This is a genomic window from Bacillus bingmayongensis (genome assembly GCF_000299035.1).
Classification (GTDB): Bacteria; Bacillota; Bacilli; order Bacillales; family Bacillaceae_G; genus Bacillus_A; species Bacillus_A bingmayongensis.
Window position 1 is genome coordinate 242,268 of sequence record NZ_JH921517.1, and the last position, 18,138, is coordinate 260,405.

The window sequence follows — 18,138 nt, forward strand, 5'->3', positions numbered from 1 at the left end:
AAATATATGCTTGTCCAAAAAAAAAATGCCAAAATGGCATTTTTTATAGTTCGTGTTTTTCTTTAGGTTTTGGTATTTCTTTAATTGTTAAGTACAGAACAATTAAAATGATGGCAGTGTACAGAAGAAATGTTCCTGGCACATTTATGTTTAATAAATTCATAATCATAAAGAAAATGGTTGGAATTGTATAGCTGTAAGCTGTTAATGTCCAAACTTGTTTGTAAGATACCTTTCGTTGACCAACCATTGTTGAACCGACAAAGGCTAAAATGGTTGTGCCTAGGAACGAAATAAATAATTGGAACAAGTAAATGGCTATTCCAACACCAAACATGAGGAATGGATAGATATTATCAACGGCTGATACAATGCCTTGGATATCTTTTTTCTCAAATGTCCCATTGCCGAAGTCACTGTAAGCTTGACTTTGTGTTTGATTGTTATTAATAGATACGACTTTATCTTTTAAGACGAATACACCTTGTTTATTTGTATATGCATTCGTATCTGTTGCATTAGGGTCAAATACGAAAATAAAATCTCCATCTTCTTTTATAATAGGTTCTTTGATGTCAGCATGAAGCTCGCCATTCTCAATTTTAAAATCTGGGAGATCTTTTTCAATTGATTGATGTACAGAAGATACGACATCTTGTACGAAGTTTCCAAATGTAAAAGTTTTTGGGATCGTCGCAAGTAAACACAATAACATGATATATAGAATCGTTTTCCCCATTTTTTGAAAACGAAAAAGCGCCATGTCTTTTGGTGAATACAAACTTTTTACTAGTTGGGTAAATATGGACATATATTCACTTCCTTTGCTATATGTATGATAGGTTGATGCATAAAATCATTGTAACGTAAGAATCTAGAGAATCACAAGCTATATCGCGTGAAATAAAGTTAATACTCCATAATTGGATTGTATAGAGGACTTGCTATATAAAGTGAAATTTTAATCAGTGGAAGTTTTCTTCATCCTCCACTGATTATTAGCCCTCACGAATCGGGGGCTTACTGCCCGTTAATGCGGGATAAAAAATCTTTGTTAATGATTCACTTGCAGTAAAATCTTGTTTTAAGATATAACGGAAAGCAAAAAAGGTAAACTGCCAGTAACAGTGGAATTGGTGAGAGTTAACCATTAGTGAGAGGAGGAAGGTAAAAATACAATTGACACTTTTCTTTTTTATATGGTAAATTTATCTTACCTTTCTTAATCGATATGTCTCGCAGTTTGCAGCTTTTATGAATGTTCTGTGGAGACTTGGTGATGAATCTGAATTTCAGTCACCGCTGTATACATAATTCTGGACCCTTAGCTCAGCTGGTTAGAGCAGACGGCTCATAACCGTCCGGTCGTAGGTTCGAGTCCTACAGGGTCCATATCCATTTCGCATGTTTATCATGTAGACGAGAAGCTTCCTTGTAGAAGGAAGCTTTTTTTTACGAAATGTATGAGCATTTTGTTTGAAAAGAAATGGGGATTTTGCTACGTTAATGATAGCAAGAAAATGTGATTTAATTTGTTTTCACCCTATGGCAATTAGGGTAAAATGAAGTTGTATGCCAATTTATTTTGGCAATACATAAAATGGGAGGAATGTAACAATGGCAAAACATGAATTACCAAATTTACCTTATGCGTATGATGCTTTAGAACCTCACTTTGATAAAGAAACAATGAACATCCATCATACAAAACACCACAACACTTACGTAACAAACTTAAATGCTGCGTTAGAAGGTCATGCAGAACTAGCTGACAAAAGTGTTGAAGAATTAGTTGCAAACTTAAATGAAGTACCAGAAGCAATTCGTACTGCAGTACGTAACAATGGTGGCGGACATGCGAACCATACTTTCTTCTGGACAATTCTATCTCCAAACGGTGGTGGACAACCAGTAGGTGAACTTGCAGCTGCAATTGAAGCGAAATTCGGTAGCTTTGATGCATTCAAAGCAGAATTCGCAAAAGCTGGTGCAACTCGCTTCGGTTCTGGTTGGGCTTGGTTAGTAGTAAACAATGGTGAGCTAGAAGTAACAAGCACTCCAAACCAAGATTCACCTTTAACAGAAGGTAAAACTCCAGTTATCGGTTTAGACGTTTGGGAACATGCTTACTACTTACATTACCAAAACCGTCGTCCTGACTACATCGGTGCATTCTGGAACGTTGTAGACTGGAACGCAGCTGAAAAACGTTACCAAGAAGCTAAATAATATCGCTTATTCCGTTTTGTGTCAGTCGATATTGAAGAAGCTAGGGGAATATTCTCCTAGCTTTTTTGTATGCTTTCTTTTACATAATTGCGTCGGTCTTTGGAAGACTAGAACATGAAGTAAAGGAGAGTTATCTATGAAGTGGAAACATGTAATTGGCGATGTCGAGGTGAATCGTGATTTAGTATTGTTACTTGTTATGGGGGGATTATACACGCTCGCGATTTCTTTGTCCAACACGTTTGTTAACATTTATTTATGGAAACAAACGCAAAACTATTTGAACCTTGGATTGTATAATTTGGCAAGCGTTGTATTGCAACCATTAACATTTCTTTTTGCAGGAAAACTGGCAAAGCGGATAGATCGTGCCATTTTACTGCGAATCGGTGTAGGAACATTAGCGACTTTTTTTATTGTTGTTTTACTCGCGGGAACGCATGCTTCACATTATATTTTATTACTTGGTGGTCTTCTAGGAATTGGATATGGTTTTTATTGGCTGGCATTTAATTTGTTGACGTTTGAAATTACAGAGCCTGAAACACGTGATTTTTTTAACGGCTTTCTCGGTCTGCTAACATCCTTCTCTGGAATGATTGGGCCAATAGCAGCGGGGTATACGATTTCGCGTATGGAGAAGTGGACCGGTTATACGGTTATCTTTTTTCTTTCCCTAACTTTATTTGCAGTTGCTGTTGTCATAAGTTTCTTTTTATCAAAAAGAGAATGTGAAGGGCGCTATGAAATTGTTCAAGTTTTGAAAGAACGTAAGATTGATAAAAACTGGGGAAGGATTACCCGAGCACACTTTTTTCAAGGATTGAGAGAAGGAACGTTCGTTTTTGTTATTTCTGTATACGTCTATTTAGCATCAGGAAGTGAATTTGGGCTAGGAAAGTATAGTTTAGTCAATTCAGCTGTATCCTTTATATGCTACTATTTTGTTGCGCGTATATTAAAAAAGGAATGGAGAAAAAAAGCGATTTTACTTGGTGGAATTATTTTGTATGTCGTTGTATTTTTAGTTATTTTTCATGTTACATATGTAAAACTACTCATTTATGCAGCGTGTATCGCCATTGCCTATCCAATTTTACTCGTTCCATATGGTTCTATGACATATGATGTAATTGGAAGAGCAAGGCAGGCGAGAGAGTGGCGTGTGGAGTATATTGTTGTACGAGAGCTATGGCTGAACGGCGGGAGAATATGCTCCATTTTAAGTTTTTTATGTGCGGTATCATTTTTTTCACCAGAAAAAAGCTTACCTGTTTTATTATGTATTCTCGGAGCTGGACATTTACTTATTTATTTTGCTGTTAGAAATGTCAAATACGGGGAGGGGAATCCAAATAAAACAAGGATTCCAGCGCCTGAAACAACTCAAAATCATACTGAACGAGAAGGTTAACTTCTTCCGTGTTTTATGCTAGAATAAAAAGACATGTAAAACAGCAGTGAGGACACCTATAACAAGGTGTCCCTTTCCTATTACATAGCTGTTGGTAGAGGGGGTTCGTATGAGTAAAAAGAAGAAAAAAAAGAAGACCCACGTTCCGTTTCGGCTTAACGTGTTGTTTTTTTGTGTGTTTTTAATGTTTTCAGCGATCATTGTGAAGCTTGGAATGGTACAAATTGTACATGGTGAGGATTATAAAAATGAGGTTGAAAAAAAAGAAAACGCAACAGTAAGTAATCCGGTTCCACGCGGAAAAATCTTTGATAGGTATGGTCGAGCTGTTGTGGATAATAACCCGGTTCGTACGATTACGTTTACAAGAATGAAGGGGTCGACTTCGGAGGAGCGTTTAGAAACAGCGAAAAAACTTGCGCAGCTAATTGAAGTATCTCCAGATAAATTAACAGAACGTGATAAAAAAGATTATTGGCTTTCTTTACATGAAGAGGAAGCGAAAGCAAAAATTACAAAGAAAGATCGAGCTGAATTAAAAGAGAAAAAAATTGATGATAAAGAAATTGCAGAGCGTCAGCGTAATCGCGTGACAGAGGCAGAAATAAATCAATTAACAGCGGAAGATTTAGAAATACTTGCAATAAAGAGTAAAATGGACGGCGGATATGCAATGACGCCGCAAATTGTAAAAAAAGATGTAACGCCAGAAGAATATGCAATCATTAGTGAGAACTTAGCATTGTTACCGGGTATCGATACAACAGTTGATTGGGAACGTAAATATACTTATGATGATATGTTCCGCAGTGTACTTGGCGGGGTAACAAGCTCAGATGAAGGATTGCCGAAAGAGCGATTGGATTATTTCCTTGTTAGGGATTATAACCGTAACGATCGTGTTGGGAAAAGTTATCTTGAACAGCAATATGAAGATGCGCTTCATGGTACGAAGGCAGAAACGAGAAATGTTACGGATAAAGATGGTAACATTTTGGAAACGATAAATGTTTCGAAAGGACAACGAGGGAACGATCTAAATTTAACAATTGACATGGAACTGCAAAAGCGTGTCGAAGAAATTCTTGCGAAGAATTTAATGAAATTCAAAGGTTCAGAACCACTTTTAGATCGTGCGTTTGTTGTGATGATGAATCCCAAAAATGGTGAAGTGTTATCCATGGCTGGAAAACAACTTGTGGAAGAAGATGGAGAAACAAAGGTGCAAGACTTTGCATTAGGAACGATGACTAGTTCTTATCCGATGGGTTCAACTGTAAAAGGTGCAACATTATTAACTGGGTATCAAACAGGAGCCATTACGCCTGGAACGACATTATTGGATGAACCGATAAAATTAAAAGGTACACCAATCAAATCTTCTTGGAAAACGATGGGGTACATTAATGACCTGACTGCTTTGAAAATGTCTTCTAACGTATATATGTTTAAAACGGCGATGAATATTGCAGGAGTGCCATATGTTCGAGGTGGCACATTAGATATTAAGAAAAAGGCATTTGACGATATGCGTTATTACTTTGGTCAGTTCGGTCTTGGAGTGAAAACAGGTATTGACTTGCCAAATGAATCAGCAGGACTGAGAGGTTCAGAATATACACCTGGTTTCTTATTAGACTTATCGATTGGACAGTATGATAACTACACACCGCTTCAGCTTGCACAATATGTATCTACTATTGCAAACGGCGGTTATCGTATGCAACCACAAGTTGTAAAGGAGATTCGCCAGCCAACAGCGAAACCAGATGAAGTTGGAAAAGTCATTCAATCAATGGAACCGAAAGTGTTAAACCGCATTGATATGCCGGAGAATCAAATTAAACGAATTCAAGAAGGCTTTAGACAAGTGTTTAACGAATCTGGTGGTACGGGTGCGAAATACTTTACAGGAGCAAAATATACAGCGGCCGGAAAAACCGGAACGGCTCAAACTGTATATGGCGGTGACAAAGAAAGTGGGAAAAAAGCAAACGGCGAGCGTGTACAAGTTTATAATTTAACGTTAGTAGGTTACGCACCGCTTGATAACCCAGAGGTAGCATTCTCTGTTGTTGTTCCATGGGTACATGATGATAAAACAGGAATTAATGGGTACATTAGTCGCGAAATTATGGACGCTTACTTTGATTTGAAAAAACAAGAAGTAACAGGTGAAGCGCCAAAAGATGCAAAAGAGGAAAAAGAATAAAAATATGTAAATTTGGCACACTATCTCAAAAGATAGTGTGCTTTTTTTATATTTTATGCATAGAGTGTAGTAATGGTGGACGAGCATATCATATATGCAAAATAGGGTGTTGAAAAATGGATTCTCTCATAGTATGACCGGTCATATATCTACGTTGGAGAAAAGAAGTGAAAATGAGAAAGAAACATCGTATTCCTCCACATTATGTTGAACTTTACAAAACTTTTACAAATTATTAAAACCGAATTAATAGTTCGGCAGTATTCTTATATTTGTAATCCTGTTACTTCGGGATACTTCTAGGAGGAGCAACACGTGAAGTGGACAAGAAAATGTATCAAGATTTTAGTAATATCGACATGCTTTATATTTTCGTATGTGTCTACTACATCCGCTACTAATGATGTGAGGGAAGTGAGAGTTGATGGATCCTCAACCGTCTTTCCTATTATGGAAGCGATAGCGGAAGAATACACAAAAAAAGACCCACGTGTAAAAATTTCTATTAGTATATCTGGGACAGGAGGAGGATTTCATCGGTTTGGAAAAGGTGAAGTAGATATTAATAATGCTTCACGCAAGGTGAAACCAGTAGAAAAAGACTTTATGAGAAAAAACTCCATCCAGTTTACACCATTTGAAATTGCTTATGATGGCCTCACAATCATTGTGAATCGTCAAAATACATGGGCAGATAATATGACGATAGAAGAATTGCGTCTATTATGGAGTGAAAATGGAAAAACGAAACGATGGTCACATATTCATCCGAAATGGCCGCATGAAAAGGTGCAATTTTATGCGCCAGGTGTTGATTCCGGTACGTATGATTATTTTCAAAGTGTTGTCTTGCAAAATAAACGTCTTGCAAAAACAGTTTCTTTATCTGAAGACGATCAAGTCATTATGCAAGGGGTAATGAATGATAAAAATGCAATTGCATTTGTGGGATATGCGTACTATATGGCAAATCAGGATAAGGTAAAAGCCATAAAAGTAAATGGTGTACGACCAACGAAAGAAACCATTCAATCTGGTGTTTATAAGCCATTGTCAAGGCCGCTATTTACTTATGTAAATCATGCTTCTATTCGAAATAAAAGCAGTGTGGCAGAGTATGTAACATTTATGATGCAACATGCAGGCAGGCTTGCGGAAGAAGTCGGATATGTTAAGTTGCCACAAAAGAAATATAGTGAACAGCTGCGAATGTTAACAGAAATAAAAAGATAATGTCAGGATGGAAAGGGGTTTTCATCTTTGGCCCGAAATGACAAAAATCAAATTACATTTTCTGTGCAACATTTGATTGAAAGAAATACAATCAAAAGAAAAAAAACGCAGCGAATCAATCGAATGGTTCCGTTACTATTAAAGGCAATTGCTAGCGTATCTATTATAACGACAATCGGCATTATTGTTACGCTAGCGAATGAAACGATTATGTTTTTTCGTGAAATACCAATGTATTCTTTTTTCACTGAAAAAGAATGGTTACCATTTTTTGAAGAGCCTAAGTTTGGAATATTGCCTCTTGTATGTGGGACCGTACTTGTAACAACAATCGCTATGATAGTAGCTATTCCGATTGGACTAGGGTGTGCCATATTTTTAAATGAATATGCTTCACACTTTGTTAGAAAAGTGTTAAAGCCCATTTTAGAACTACTAGCAGGCATTCCAACAATTGTATATGGTTTTTTTGCTTTAACGATTGTTACACCAGCCCTGCAACGTATCATTCCAGATTTACAGTTTTTTAATGCGATTAGTCCAGGGATTGTTATAGGGATTATGATGGTTCCGACAATTGCTTCTCTTTCTGAAGATGCGATGGGAGCTGTATCGAAAGGTATAAAAGAAGCTTCACTTGGGCTAGGCGCTACTCGTTTTGAAACTGTGCGAAAGGTTGTATTTCCAGCTGCGTTTACCGGTATTATGGCTGCAATTCTATTAGCGGCTTCACGTGCAATTGGTGAAACAATGATTGTTGTCATTGCTGGAGGTTCAACCCCAAATGTATCGATAGATCCGACGCATTCCGTTCAAACGTTAACGGCTTATATTGTGCAAGTAAGCTTGGGTGATGCGCCTCATGGAACGCTTGCATACTATAGTATGTACGCTGTAGGTGCGACGTTACTTATGTTTACATTCATGATGAATATGATTTCACAGCAGATTATGCGTCGTTTTAGAAAGGCGATATAAGATGCGAATGCTGAATCAAAAGAAAATAAAAGAAAATATGGCGTCGCGTTTTTGGAAGGATCAAATATATAAATCGATTTCTTATATGACAATGCTATTTTCTATTTGCATACTAGTTTTATTGCTTTATCAAATCTTTGAAAAAGGTGCAAGTTATCTTTCAATAGATTTTTTTATGAACTTTGCTTCGCGTAATCCAAAGCAAGCTGGTATTGCCGCTGCATTGTCAGGGACAATTTTATTTATGAGTATAGTAGTACCAGTTTCCTTTGTATTTGGGGTAGGTACAGCTCTTTATTTAGAACATTATGCAAAGCAATCTATATTTACAAGAATCGTAGAATTAAATATTCAAACATTAGCGGGTGTGCCATCTGTTGTGTTTGGATTGCTTGGTCTAACCATTTTTGTCTATGGTCTTCAGTTAGGGGAGAGTATAGTAACAGCGGCATTTACAATGAGTCTTCTTGTATTACCGACTGTTGTTGTGTCGAGTCAAGAAGCAATTCGTATGGTGCCAGATTCTCTGTTAGAAGCCTCGTATGGCGCTGGTGCTACAAAATGGCAGACGATGTATCAGATTGTATTGCCAACTGCCTTGCCAGGAATTTTAACGGGATGTGTTTTGGCTTTATCAAGGGCAATTGGGGAGGCGGCACCGCTATTAGTCATTGGGGCGCTTGCTTTTGCTAATTATATCCCATTTAACATGCTTGATAGATTTACAGTTTTACCGATTCAAATTTTTAATTGGATGAGTAGACCACAAGAGGAGTTTCAGCATGTAGCAGCAGCCGGTATGATCGTTTTATTAGGATTGTTGCTCATTATGAATGCAGTTGTCTTATGGTTACGAAATCGTAAGTAGTGGATGAAAGGGGAATTCAAAATGGTAGCAACAGTAGTAAATGTACAGGTGAAAAATGAAATGAAAATTGAGTCAGCAGCGAAGAAAGTTGTATTCGATACAAAGAATTTAAACTTATGGTATGGAGAAGATCATGCATTAAAAGACGTGAATTTGAGTATTCATGAGAATGAAGTAACGGCAATTATTGGACCAAGTGGTTGCGGGAAATCAACATATTTAAAAACGTTAAACCGTATGGTAGAGCTAGTACCTATTGTTCGCACAACGGGAGTGATTGAATATCGGGATCGAAATATTTTTGATAAGTCATATCCTGTTGAAGAATTACGTACGCATGTTGGAATGGTATTCCAAAAGCCGAATCCATTTCCGAAATCTATCTATGAAAATGTTGCTTATGGCCCAAAGATTCATGGTATTCGTGATAAGAAGACACTTGATGAAATTGTTGAAAAAAGTTTACGTGGTGCGGCGATTTGGGATGAATTAAAAGATCGATTACATGATAATGCATATGGTTTGTCTGGTGGGCAACAACAGCGTTTATGTATCGCACGTTGTTTAGCGATTGAGCCAGATGTAATCTTAATGGATGAACCGACATCAGCATTGGATCCGATCTCTACATTAAAAGTTGAAGAATTAATTCAAGAGTTAAAGAAAGATTTTAGTATTGTAATTGTAACGCATAATATGCAACAAGCGGCACGTATCTCTGATAAGACAGCTTTCTTCTTAAGTGGTGAGGTTGTTGAATATACAGATACAAACAAATTATTTACTACTCCTACAGATAAACGAACAGAAGATTATATTACAGGACGATTTGGTTAATATTTTTGAGCGTAAAGGCCTCTTTGCAAGGGGCTTTTATCACTTTATTAAAAATCAAGTAAGAAAATTCCCCCTCAGGGACTGTGCTGAGGGGGAGCTGAATTGCTAGTAACTGCATTCTTGAACGATTTGTGCAATATACTAAAAAATAGTTTCAAAGGCATTTGTCAATGGAATAGAGAGGTTGTGCTATCAGGCAGCTGTGTCAACTCCACTCGTGTTAAGCATCTGTTAGAGAAGACACATGAGAACCCCCTACTTCAAGATCCAAAGGAGCTAAGTGGCGGGAGTTTTCATATATGTAACAGCTAAAGGAGGAAACAATGTGATAAGGGAGCAATTTCATTATGATTTACAAACACTGCAGCAAAAGGTAATTGAACTTGGAGAATTGGCAAGAGAAGCTCTTTTTCGCTCTATGGAAGGGCTTCGGAAGAGAGAGGTAGAGATAGCGCTAGAAGTCATTGATGGTGATTACCGCATGGATAATTTAGAAGAAGAAATTAATGACCTTGCACTTATGTTAATTACAAAGCAGCAACCTGTTGCGAGTGATTTACGAAGAATTTTTGTTTCGATTAAAACAGCAACAGATTTAGAACGTATTGCAGATCATGCTGTAAATATTGCTAAATCAACAATTCGGCTTGGAGAAAAAGATATATCTGTCAACTTGCAGAGCCTAGAGCAAATGTTTACGATTGCCGCGAATATGTTAAAGTTATCGCTAGAAGCATATCAAGAAGAAAATTTAACTTTTGCAAAACAAATTGCAGAGATGGATGATTCTGTTGATGAAATATATGGGAGAGCAATTCGTGAGTTTATTTCATCTATCCCTGAACATCCTGAAGTGATTACGCAAATTACACAATTATCTTTTATTGCACGTTACATTGAACGTGTAGCAGATCACATTACGAATATTGCCGAGAATGTTTTTTATTTAGTGAAAGGGAAGCATTATTTATTAAATGAATAAGAGAAAAAGGCTAGCAAGTGATGGAATATCACTTGCTTTTTTAGTCAAAACATGACAAAAAAAGCTCATTGTTTTGTTCTATCTATGATGATAAGATGTATCATAATATGATATGGAAAAATGAAACAATATAGGTTTAATTTGTTTACATTGTTATTTACGGGAAGTGAAATCCTTATCTCAAGATTTAGGTGGGGCGAGAAAGGGTGGGAGGCCTGTAAAAACCTGATTTGTGAAGACGAATACTTAGTGAAGGATGAGGACTGATTCAAGATTCACTTTATGATTTTCCCTTATTAAATTATAAAGTAAGCGCTTACTATTGAGGTTCAGTGAAGTGAAAAGGTTAATTTCTACATAAGTGACATACATATGATATACAAGGTCGTTCAACATTATAAAAGTGGAGGATGAATGTATATGAAGGGGGTTATTTTAGCTGGAGGAAAAGGAAGACGTCTTAGACCGTTAACATGTAAGCTTCCAAAGCCGATGTTACCATTACTTGAAAAACCAGTTATGGAATACAATATTGAGTTACTAAAACGGCATGGTATTCATGAGATTGCAATTACAGTTCAATATATGAGTACGGCTATTAGGCGATATTTTGGTAATGGAAGTAAATGGGGAGTAAAGTTACACTATTTTGAAGATTCACCACCACTTGGTACGGCAGGAAGCATTAAACAAGCAGAAGCGTTTTTAGATGAGCCATTTGTTGTAATTAGTGGAGATGCATTGACGGATTTTAATTTATCGAAAGGAATTGAATTTCATAAGTGTAAGAATAGGTTGGTCACGATGTTTGTGAAGGAAGTGGAAAACCCACTGTCATTTGGTTCAGTCGTTATGAATAGAGAGCGTGAAATTATACGTTATATGGAAAAACCGAGCTGGAATGAAGTGATTTCAAATATTGTAAATACAGGGATTTATATTATGGATCCCGAAATTTTTTCTTATATTTCATCAGCGCAGTTTTTTGATTTTAGTCAGCATGTATTTCCTTTGTTAGAAAATAAAAAAGCGCTCTTTGGATATGAAGCGGAAGGATACTGGTTAGATATTGGTACGTTAGATCAATATCGGCAGGCTCAGTTTGATTTGCTTACAAAGAAAGTACAGGTACCGATTTCTTATACGGAAGTACTACCGATGGTTTGGATGGGAGAAGGAGTAACTATTGAAAAGGGAACAAAAATGCGTGGGCCATCTTTCATCGGAGAAGGAGCGACCATTGGGACTGGGGTGATAATTGAGCCGTATTCAATTATTGGTAAGCACAGCACTATATCAGATTATACGCACCTTCAAAAAAGTATTGTTCTTGCCCATACGTATGTAGGAAAACGCTGTGAGTTAGTAGAAGCGACCGTTGGAGAAAATACGATGATTAAAGATGATGTTACTTTATTTGAGAAAAGTGTGGTCGCAGATCATTGCCAGATTGGAAAAAATACAGTGATACAACAAAGTGGAAAACTATGGCCGGGTAAAGTAATTGATAGTCATTCTATTATTGACTCGTCAGGAATTACTGAAAATGAAAAAAACTCAGGTTGGTTACAGAAAAGTAGGATAGTAGGTAGGAGTAATATAGAAATGACACCTCAAGTTGTTGTGAAAGTTGCAATGGCATATGGTTCTCTTTTTTCAAAAGGGGAGCGTATATTGGTTGGAGGCTATGAGGATGTAGAAATTAGTGTTTTTAAAAAGCTATTTCTACATGCCATTCATGGTGTTGGCTTGTATACGATGGAATGTCAAGAAATGAACGATTCAGCTTTTCAATATGCAATTCATGAGCTCGGATGTGCAGGGGGCGTTTTTATTCGCTTTGAACAAGAAGAAGGAATTGTCATGCAACTATATGGTAAGGATGGCATACGGTTATCATATAAACAGCAAAAAGAAATGGAACATTTGTATACGTCAGAAGCATTTCATTACGTATATGATAAAGGCATGGGACGAAATGAAACGGTACATGTTTGTTTAGAAAAATATGTTGAATCTGTTTTAGCGCATTTAGATATCGAAACGATACGAAAGCAAAAATTTCACCTTCTCATTAATAAGAGAGATGAAATGATTCAGCCCTTACTTATATCCTTCTTAAAAAAACTTGGTTGTACGATTACATGGATTTATGCTAACGAGCAAAAAGAACATGTGAAATTGTTAATGAAATCAAGTAGAGCTCATATGGCCCTTATGTTTTATGAACAAGGAAATAAATTTGAATTATATGATAACCATGGTGGGATTTACCAAAGTGCAAATTGTGAAGAAATCGATGTACCTGATTTATTACTTGAGACGACAGGAAGTGTTTATCCATTATCGTTAAAATTAGGTGAGTGCTATCTTCTTTTTTATATGTACGGTGAACAAAGTAAGTTTCAGATGAGGTGGCAACGAGATATTTTATATCGAATTGGGAAATTATTCGAACTAATTGCTAGGCAAGGAAACACTTTGTCGATGATGTTAGAGCAATCGCTGCCCCTTTACTTATTATGTGATGAAGTTGTTTGTTCGTGGAAAGAGAAAGGAAAAGTAATGGGAATGTTATTGCAAGATATGGAAAAAAGGGAGGTTGAAGTATTAGAGGGAATCCAGTTTAAATATACAGAAAAAGAGTGGTCTTATATTGTTTCTGATGCAAAATATCCAAAATTTCTTGTATATTCACATGCGAGAAACCCAGTAATAGCAAAGGAAAATATGAAAACTCTTATAGAAAAAATTAGACAATATCAAAAGGTGTAGAATTTTTATTTTAAAAGTGGTATTATAGTATAGTCTGATTTAAGTTATTAGTGACTGGAGGGAAATAAGAATGCGTGTGAATATTACTCTAGCATGTACAGAATGCGGAGATCGTAACTATATCTCAAAGAAAAATAAACGTAACAACACGGAGCGCCTTGAGCTTAAAAAGTATTGCAAGCGTGACAAGAAGTCTACGTTACACCGTGAAACAAAGTAAGCAGTAGGAATATTTCCTACTGTTTCTTTTTTTACTATGGTTATAACCCTGATTGAAAAGTGATGATACATGAAAAAAATGATAAACTGTTCACAAGAACGTAATTCATTTTTACGATTATAATTTTAAACTAAGTAAAGATCACTTTATAGGGGGAAAAGCGTGTGAAAGAGGAGAAGGTACGTTTACGTAAGAAAATAGTAGAACAAATGAATTCTTTATCGAAAGAACAGCACAAAACTTTATCAGAACAAATCGTGTTTTCTTTATATGAACAAAAAGAGTGGAGAGAATCGGAAACAATCGGGATTACTCTTTCGATGGAACATGAAGTCAATACATATGTAATTATCGAACAAGCATGGCGAGAAGGTAAAAAGGTTGTTGTACCAAAGTGTAATAGAGAGACAAGAACGATGACCTTTCGTCAAATTACAAATTTTAATCAATTAGAAACAGTATATATGAGCTTGCGTGAACCCATTCCTGCGCTAACAGTAGAAGCAGAGGCAAATGAAATTGATCTTCTTTTTGTACCTGGAGTTGCATATACAAGACGAGGAGAACGCATTGGGTACGGTGGTGGTTATTATGATCGTTATCTTGTACAGTATGAAGGGAAAACGCTATCATTAGCTTTTGGTTTTCAAATTGTGAGTTATATCCCAACAGAGTCATTTGATCAAAATGTACAAAAAATTATTACAGAAAAAGAAACAATTGTTCAAAGTAGACTTGTATAGACAAATAAAAATTGACGAGACTTTTTCTTGTTTATTATAATAAAATATGTGAACGTTTTCTTATTATATTTCCATAATAAGTGGACATAGAGGGTGATGAAATGATATCAATTTATGATATTCAGCAATTGCTAAAAAAATTTGGAACAATCATTTACACAGGTGATCGAATCGCTGATTTACAATTAATGCAAGATGAATTGCGTGAATTAAATCAATCACAGCTGATTGAGCCAAAAGACTATCAAACAGCTTTATTTTTATTGAAGCAAGAGATTCAAAAAGAGATGAGCAAGAATTAGATAAAGGTAGGTTAGCAAAAATGGAAGAAAAGTGGTTAGTTGGTGTTGACCTTGGCGGGACAACGATTAAATTAGCATTTATTAATGTGTACGGTGAAATTTTACATAAGTGGGAAATCCCAACGAATACAAGTGAGCAAGGCAAGCATATTACATTAGATGTAGCGAAAGCAATTGATAAAAAGTTAGAGGAACTAGGAGAATTAAAAAGTAAGTTAATTGGTATTGGTATGGGTGCTCCTGGGCCTGTGCATGTCGCTTCTGGTATGATTTATGAAGCAGTTAATTTAGGGTGGAAAAACTATCCATTAAAAGATTTATTAGAAGTAGAAACAGGATTACCTGTTGTAGTTGATAATGATGCAAACTTAGCAGCGCTTGGCGAAATGTGGAAAGGTGCTGGTGAAGGAGCGAAAGATTTAGTTTGCATGACACTTGGAACTGGTGTTGGCGGCGGTGTAATTGCAAATGGTGAGATCGTGCACGGTGTAAGCGGTGCTGCTGGTGAAATCGGACATATTACAGTCGTAACAGAAAATGCCTTTCCTTGTAATTGCGGGAAATCTGGATGTTTGGAAACAGTAGCATCTGCAACAGGTATCGTACGTGTTGCTATGCAAAAATTACAAAATTCAGATGAACCAAGTGTACTTCGCTCTATGTTAGAAGAAGAGGGACGTATTACATCTAAAGATGTGTTTGAAGCACTTGGACAAGGTGATGTTTTAGCGGGACAAGTTGTAGAAAAAGTAGCTTCTTATTTAGGACTAGCTGTAGCAAACCTTTCTAGTACGTTAAATCCAGAAAAGATTGTAATTGGCGGTGGTGTATCTAAAGCTGGTGATGCATTGTTACAACCAATTCAGCGCTATTTTGAACAATATGCATTTTCACGTGCTGTTAAGAGCACGAAGCTCGCGATTGCAACGCTTGGTAATGATGCAGGTGTAATTGGCGGAGCTTGGCTTGTGAAGAAGCATAAATATGAGGTTATGAAGTAAAAAGAAGGTAATCAGTGAGGACGAATCGAAATGAAGGTGCGACTACTGATACTTGCATGATAATGAGAAGAGGAAGGGAGACCCCTTCCTCTTTTTATGCAAAATCTTGATGAAGAATAGAACGGTAAGTAAATTAAGTAGCAGGTGGGTACCCGCTATTAAGGACAGTCATAATTGTAAACCATCCGAAAACAAGTACGGTTGCAATGGCAAAGCCGCCCGCAAGTAGATTTTTTTCACGTAACGTTCTAAGAGTTGCGAATACAGCTAACAGAGTGACTAGCGCAAAAATGATAACAAGACCCATATATGATCCCCCTCTGCTCTCTCATTCTTTCGTTTGAGTTTTTGCAATATTTATTCTTTTTTATTGTACATGTTTTAGAAATGATTGTCGAGACAGCATCGTTTCTTTTCCTAAGGGAAAGAAATGTTGTATCATAAAAGTGAGTTCAACAACTGGAGGAGATTTAAAAATGAAATGGATGCAAATGCCGTTAGGGCCATTACAAACAAATGCATATATTTTAAGCAATGATCAAAAAGAATGTATTATTTTTGATCCAGGTAGTGAAGGAGAGAAGCTTGTAACGTATTTACAAGAAGAACAATTAAAACCATTAGCAGTTTTATTAACACATGCTCATTTCGATCATATTGGTGCAGTTGATGCTGTGAGAGATGCTTTTCATATCCCGGTGTATGTACATAAAGAGGAAGCAGATTGGCTAGGTGATGCGAATGTCAATGGTTCACAAATCTTTATGATGAATCGAAGCATTACAGCGAAACCGGCTGATGAAATTATTGAAGGAGAAGGAACATTAACAATTGGATCTTTTACATTTGAAATGTTTGAGACGCCAGGACATTCTCCAGGCAGCATCTCATATTACTGTAAAGAGGCGAATGCTGTATTTTCAGGTGATGTATTATTCCAAATGAGTATTGGTCGAACAGATTTACCAGGCGGAAGTTTTGCGGAATTAATTGGAAGCATTGAAGAAAAATTATTTATACTGCCAGATGAAACGGCAGTATTATGCGGACATGGACCAGAAACAAATATTGGTTTTGAGAAAGAAAATAATCCATTTTTACAATAAGGAGCTATATGGGGATGGAGTTCATTTTAAGAAAATGGATGGAGAAAGAAAAGGATTATTCGATTTCATATAGCACATACATGAACCTTGCACTATATGATGAGGAGTGCGGATACTATATGAAAGAACGTGAGAAGATTGGAAGGAATGGTGACTTTTTTACGAGTAGCAATATTTCTTCTGTATTTGCAAAGACATTCGCACGTTTTTTTATTCGTCTTGCCAAAAATGGAGAAATCCCTCCAAACATCTGTGAAATTGGTGGAGGAACAGGGAGATTTGCCTATGCTGTTTTACAAGAATGGAGGCAGTTATCTCCGGAGACTTTTGCAGATTTACAGTATTCTATTATTGAAGTGAGTCCTTTCCATAGAAAGTTACAAAAACGTCAACTTGAGTCATTTCAAAATGTTTCGCAGTATAAATCTTATGAGGAGTTAGGTGAGTCTTTTACAGGAGTTGTTTTTTCAAATGAATTGTTTGATGCATTTCCTGTTAAAGTGGTTGAGAAGCGAGATGGAAATTTGTATGAAGTACGGATTACGTATACAGATGAAGAAAAGCTTATAGAAGTATTAAGGCCGATAGAAGAAAGAATAAGTAGTTACCTCCGGAGACGTCATATTCAGCTTTCTGAAGGGCAGCGATTTGAAGTACCAATAGCAATGGGGAAATATGTGCAAGAAGTTGCAAGGTGGCTCGAGGAAGGCTTATTCATCACAGTTGATTATGGATATACAATGGCGGAGTGGATGCATCCTGCGCGCCATGAAGGGAGTCTAAGGGGGTATTATAACCATAGGCTCATTCGGAATCCGCTCGAGTATCCAGGTGAAATGGATATAACAACACATATTCATTGGGATGAATTGAAGGAAATAGGAGAAGAGAACAATCTACATACAGTGTGGCATACAAAACAAAGGGAATTTTTGCTTGCAGCAGGTATATTAGAACAGCTTGCTAGTCATCAAGATTCCGATCCTTTTTCTGAGAAACAGAAACAAAACAGGGCGATTCGTTCTATGATTTTACATGGAGGGATGAGCGATGCTTTTGATGTTGTTATGCAAAAAAAAGGAATGTTATATTTTGATGTAAAGCAGTATTTACCTATATAGAAAAAACAAGACACAGAATGATTCTGCGTCTTGTTTTTTTGATACGACTTTAGGATATGTAGTATTGTATATTTTCTCTCATGATATATATTTATATTAAAGATATGAGATGAAAAA

Annotated in this window: 17 protein-coding genes and 1 tRNA gene; 16 read left to right on the forward strand and 2 right to left on the reverse strand. The window is 36.5% G+C overall.

What is annotated here, in order from left to right; genetic code table 11:
* Positions 1–43: 43 nt before the first annotated feature.
* On the reverse strand, positions 44–811 hold the full coding sequence (locus tag Y7E_RS0108230) for a DUF1189 domain-containing protein (RefSeq protein WP_017150800.1): 768 nt from the start codon (positions 809–811) through the stop codon (positions 44–46).
* A gap of 507 nt (positions 812–1,318) precedes the next feature.
* On the opposite strand from Y7E_RS0108230, the gene Y7E_RS0108235 reads away from it, so the two are divergent.
* From Y7E_RS0108235 to glcK, 14 genes are all read left to right on the forward strand, one after another.
* A tRNA-Ile gene (locus Y7E_RS0108235) sits at positions 1,319–1,392 on the forward strand.
* A 225-nt stretch (positions 1,393–1,617) separates the two neighbouring features.
* Positions 1,618–2,229, forward strand: a complete 612-nt coding sequence (sodA, locus tag Y7E_RS0108240; RefSeq protein ID WP_017150801.1) for a superoxide dismutase [Mn] — start codon at positions 1,618–1,620, stop codon at positions 2,227–2,229.
* A 136-nt stretch (positions 2,230–2,365) separates the two neighbouring features.
* Complete coding sequence (locus tag Y7E_RS0108245) at positions 2,366–3,643, forward strand: MFS transporter (RefSeq protein ID WP_017150802.1); 1,278 nt, start codon at positions 2,366–2,368, stop codon at positions 3,641–3,643.
* 109 nt (positions 3,644–3,752) lie between these two features.
* A complete protein-coding gene (locus Y7E_RS0108250; RefSeq protein ID WP_017150803.1) occupies positions 3,753–5,855 on the forward strand; it encodes a peptidoglycan D,D-transpeptidase FtsI family protein in 2,103 nt (700 codons plus the stop codon).
* Between the two features lie 315 nt (positions 5,856–6,170).
* Positions 6,171–7,088 carry a PstS family phosphate ABC transporter substrate-binding protein gene (locus Y7E_RS0108255; protein WP_017150804.1) on the forward strand — a complete coding sequence of 306 codons (918 nt, stop codon included), beginning with the start codon at positions 6,171–6,173 and terminating at the stop codon, positions 7,086–7,088.
* Positions 7,089–7,115: 27 nt separating this feature from the next.
* Positions 7,116–8,066 (forward strand): phosphate ABC transporter permease subunit PstC, encoded by a 951-nt coding sequence (gene pstC / locus Y7E_RS0108260; RefSeq protein WP_017150805.1) that lies wholly within the window; start codon positions 7,116–7,118, stop codon positions 8,064–8,066.
* Between the two features lies 1 nt (position 8,067).
* On the forward strand, positions 8,068–8,934 hold the full coding sequence (gene pstA / locus Y7E_RS0108265; RefSeq protein ID WP_017150806.1) for a phosphate ABC transporter permease PstA: 867 nt from the start codon (positions 8,068–8,070) through the stop codon (positions 8,932–8,934).
* A gap of 21 nt (positions 8,935–8,955) precedes the next feature.
* A complete protein-coding gene (gene pstB / locus Y7E_RS0108270; protein WP_017150807.1) occupies positions 8,956–9,771 on the forward strand; it encodes a phosphate ABC transporter ATP-binding protein in 816 nt (271 codons plus the stop codon).
* A 325-nt stretch (positions 9,772–10,096) separates the two neighbouring features.
* The gene (phoU, locus tag Y7E_RS0108280; protein WP_017150809.1) at positions 10,097–10,753 is read left to right on the forward strand and encodes a phosphate signaling complex protein PhoU; all 657 of its coding nucleotides are present in this window, start codon (positions 10,097–10,099) and stop codon (positions 10,751–10,753) included.
* 420 nt (positions 10,754–11,173) lie between these two features.
* Positions 11,174–13,528, forward strand: a complete 2,355-nt coding sequence (locus tag Y7E_RS0108285; protein WP_017150810.1) for a sugar phosphate nucleotidyltransferase — start codon at positions 11,174–11,176, stop codon at positions 13,526–13,528.
* Between the two features lie 70 nt (positions 13,529–13,598).
* Positions 13,599–13,748, forward strand: coding sequence for a 50S ribosomal protein L33 (gene rpmG / locus Y7E_RS0108290; RefSeq protein ID WP_001265618.1), 150 nt, complete (start codon positions 13,599–13,601; stop codon positions 13,746–13,748).
* A 164-nt stretch (positions 13,749–13,912) separates the two neighbouring features.
* Entirely contained in the window at positions 13,913–14,491 is a 579-nt protein-coding gene (locus Y7E_RS0108295) for a 5-formyltetrahydrofolate cyclo-ligase (RefSeq protein WP_017150811.1), read from the forward strand.
* Positions 14,492–14,592: 101 nt separating this feature from the next.
* A complete protein-coding gene (locus Y7E_RS0108300; protein ID WP_016116335.1) occupies positions 14,593–14,793 on the forward strand; it encodes a YqgQ family protein in 201 nt (66 codons plus the stop codon).
* Positions 14,794–14,813: 20 nt separating this feature from the next.
* Positions 14,814–15,794, forward strand: coding sequence for a glucokinase (gene glcK / locus Y7E_RS0108305; protein ID WP_017150812.1), 981 nt, complete (start codon positions 14,814–14,816; stop codon positions 15,792–15,794).
* 133 nt (positions 15,795–15,927) lie between these two features.
* On the opposite strand, the gene Y7E_RS30905 is transcribed toward glcK, so the two are convergent.
* The gene (locus Y7E_RS30905) at positions 15,928–16,101 is read right to left on the reverse strand and encodes a DUF2759 domain-containing protein (protein WP_000524848.1); all 174 of its coding nucleotides are present in this window, start codon (positions 16,099–16,101) and stop codon (positions 15,928–15,930) included.
* A gap of 169 nt (positions 16,102–16,270) precedes the next feature.
* Between Y7E_RS30905 and Y7E_RS0108315 the strand changes: the two genes are divergently transcribed.
* Positions 16,271–16,900, forward strand: coding sequence for an MBL fold metallo-hydrolase (locus Y7E_RS0108315; RefSeq protein WP_017150813.1), 630 nt, complete (start codon positions 16,271–16,273; stop codon positions 16,898–16,900).
* A gap of 8 nt (positions 16,901–16,908) precedes the next feature.
* Positions 16,909–18,021, forward strand: a complete 1,113-nt coding sequence (locus tag Y7E_RS0108320; RefSeq protein WP_026049142.1) for a class I SAM-dependent methyltransferase — start codon at positions 16,909–16,911, stop codon at positions 18,019–18,021.
* The last annotated feature ends 117 nt before the right edge of the window (positions 18,022–18,138 follow it).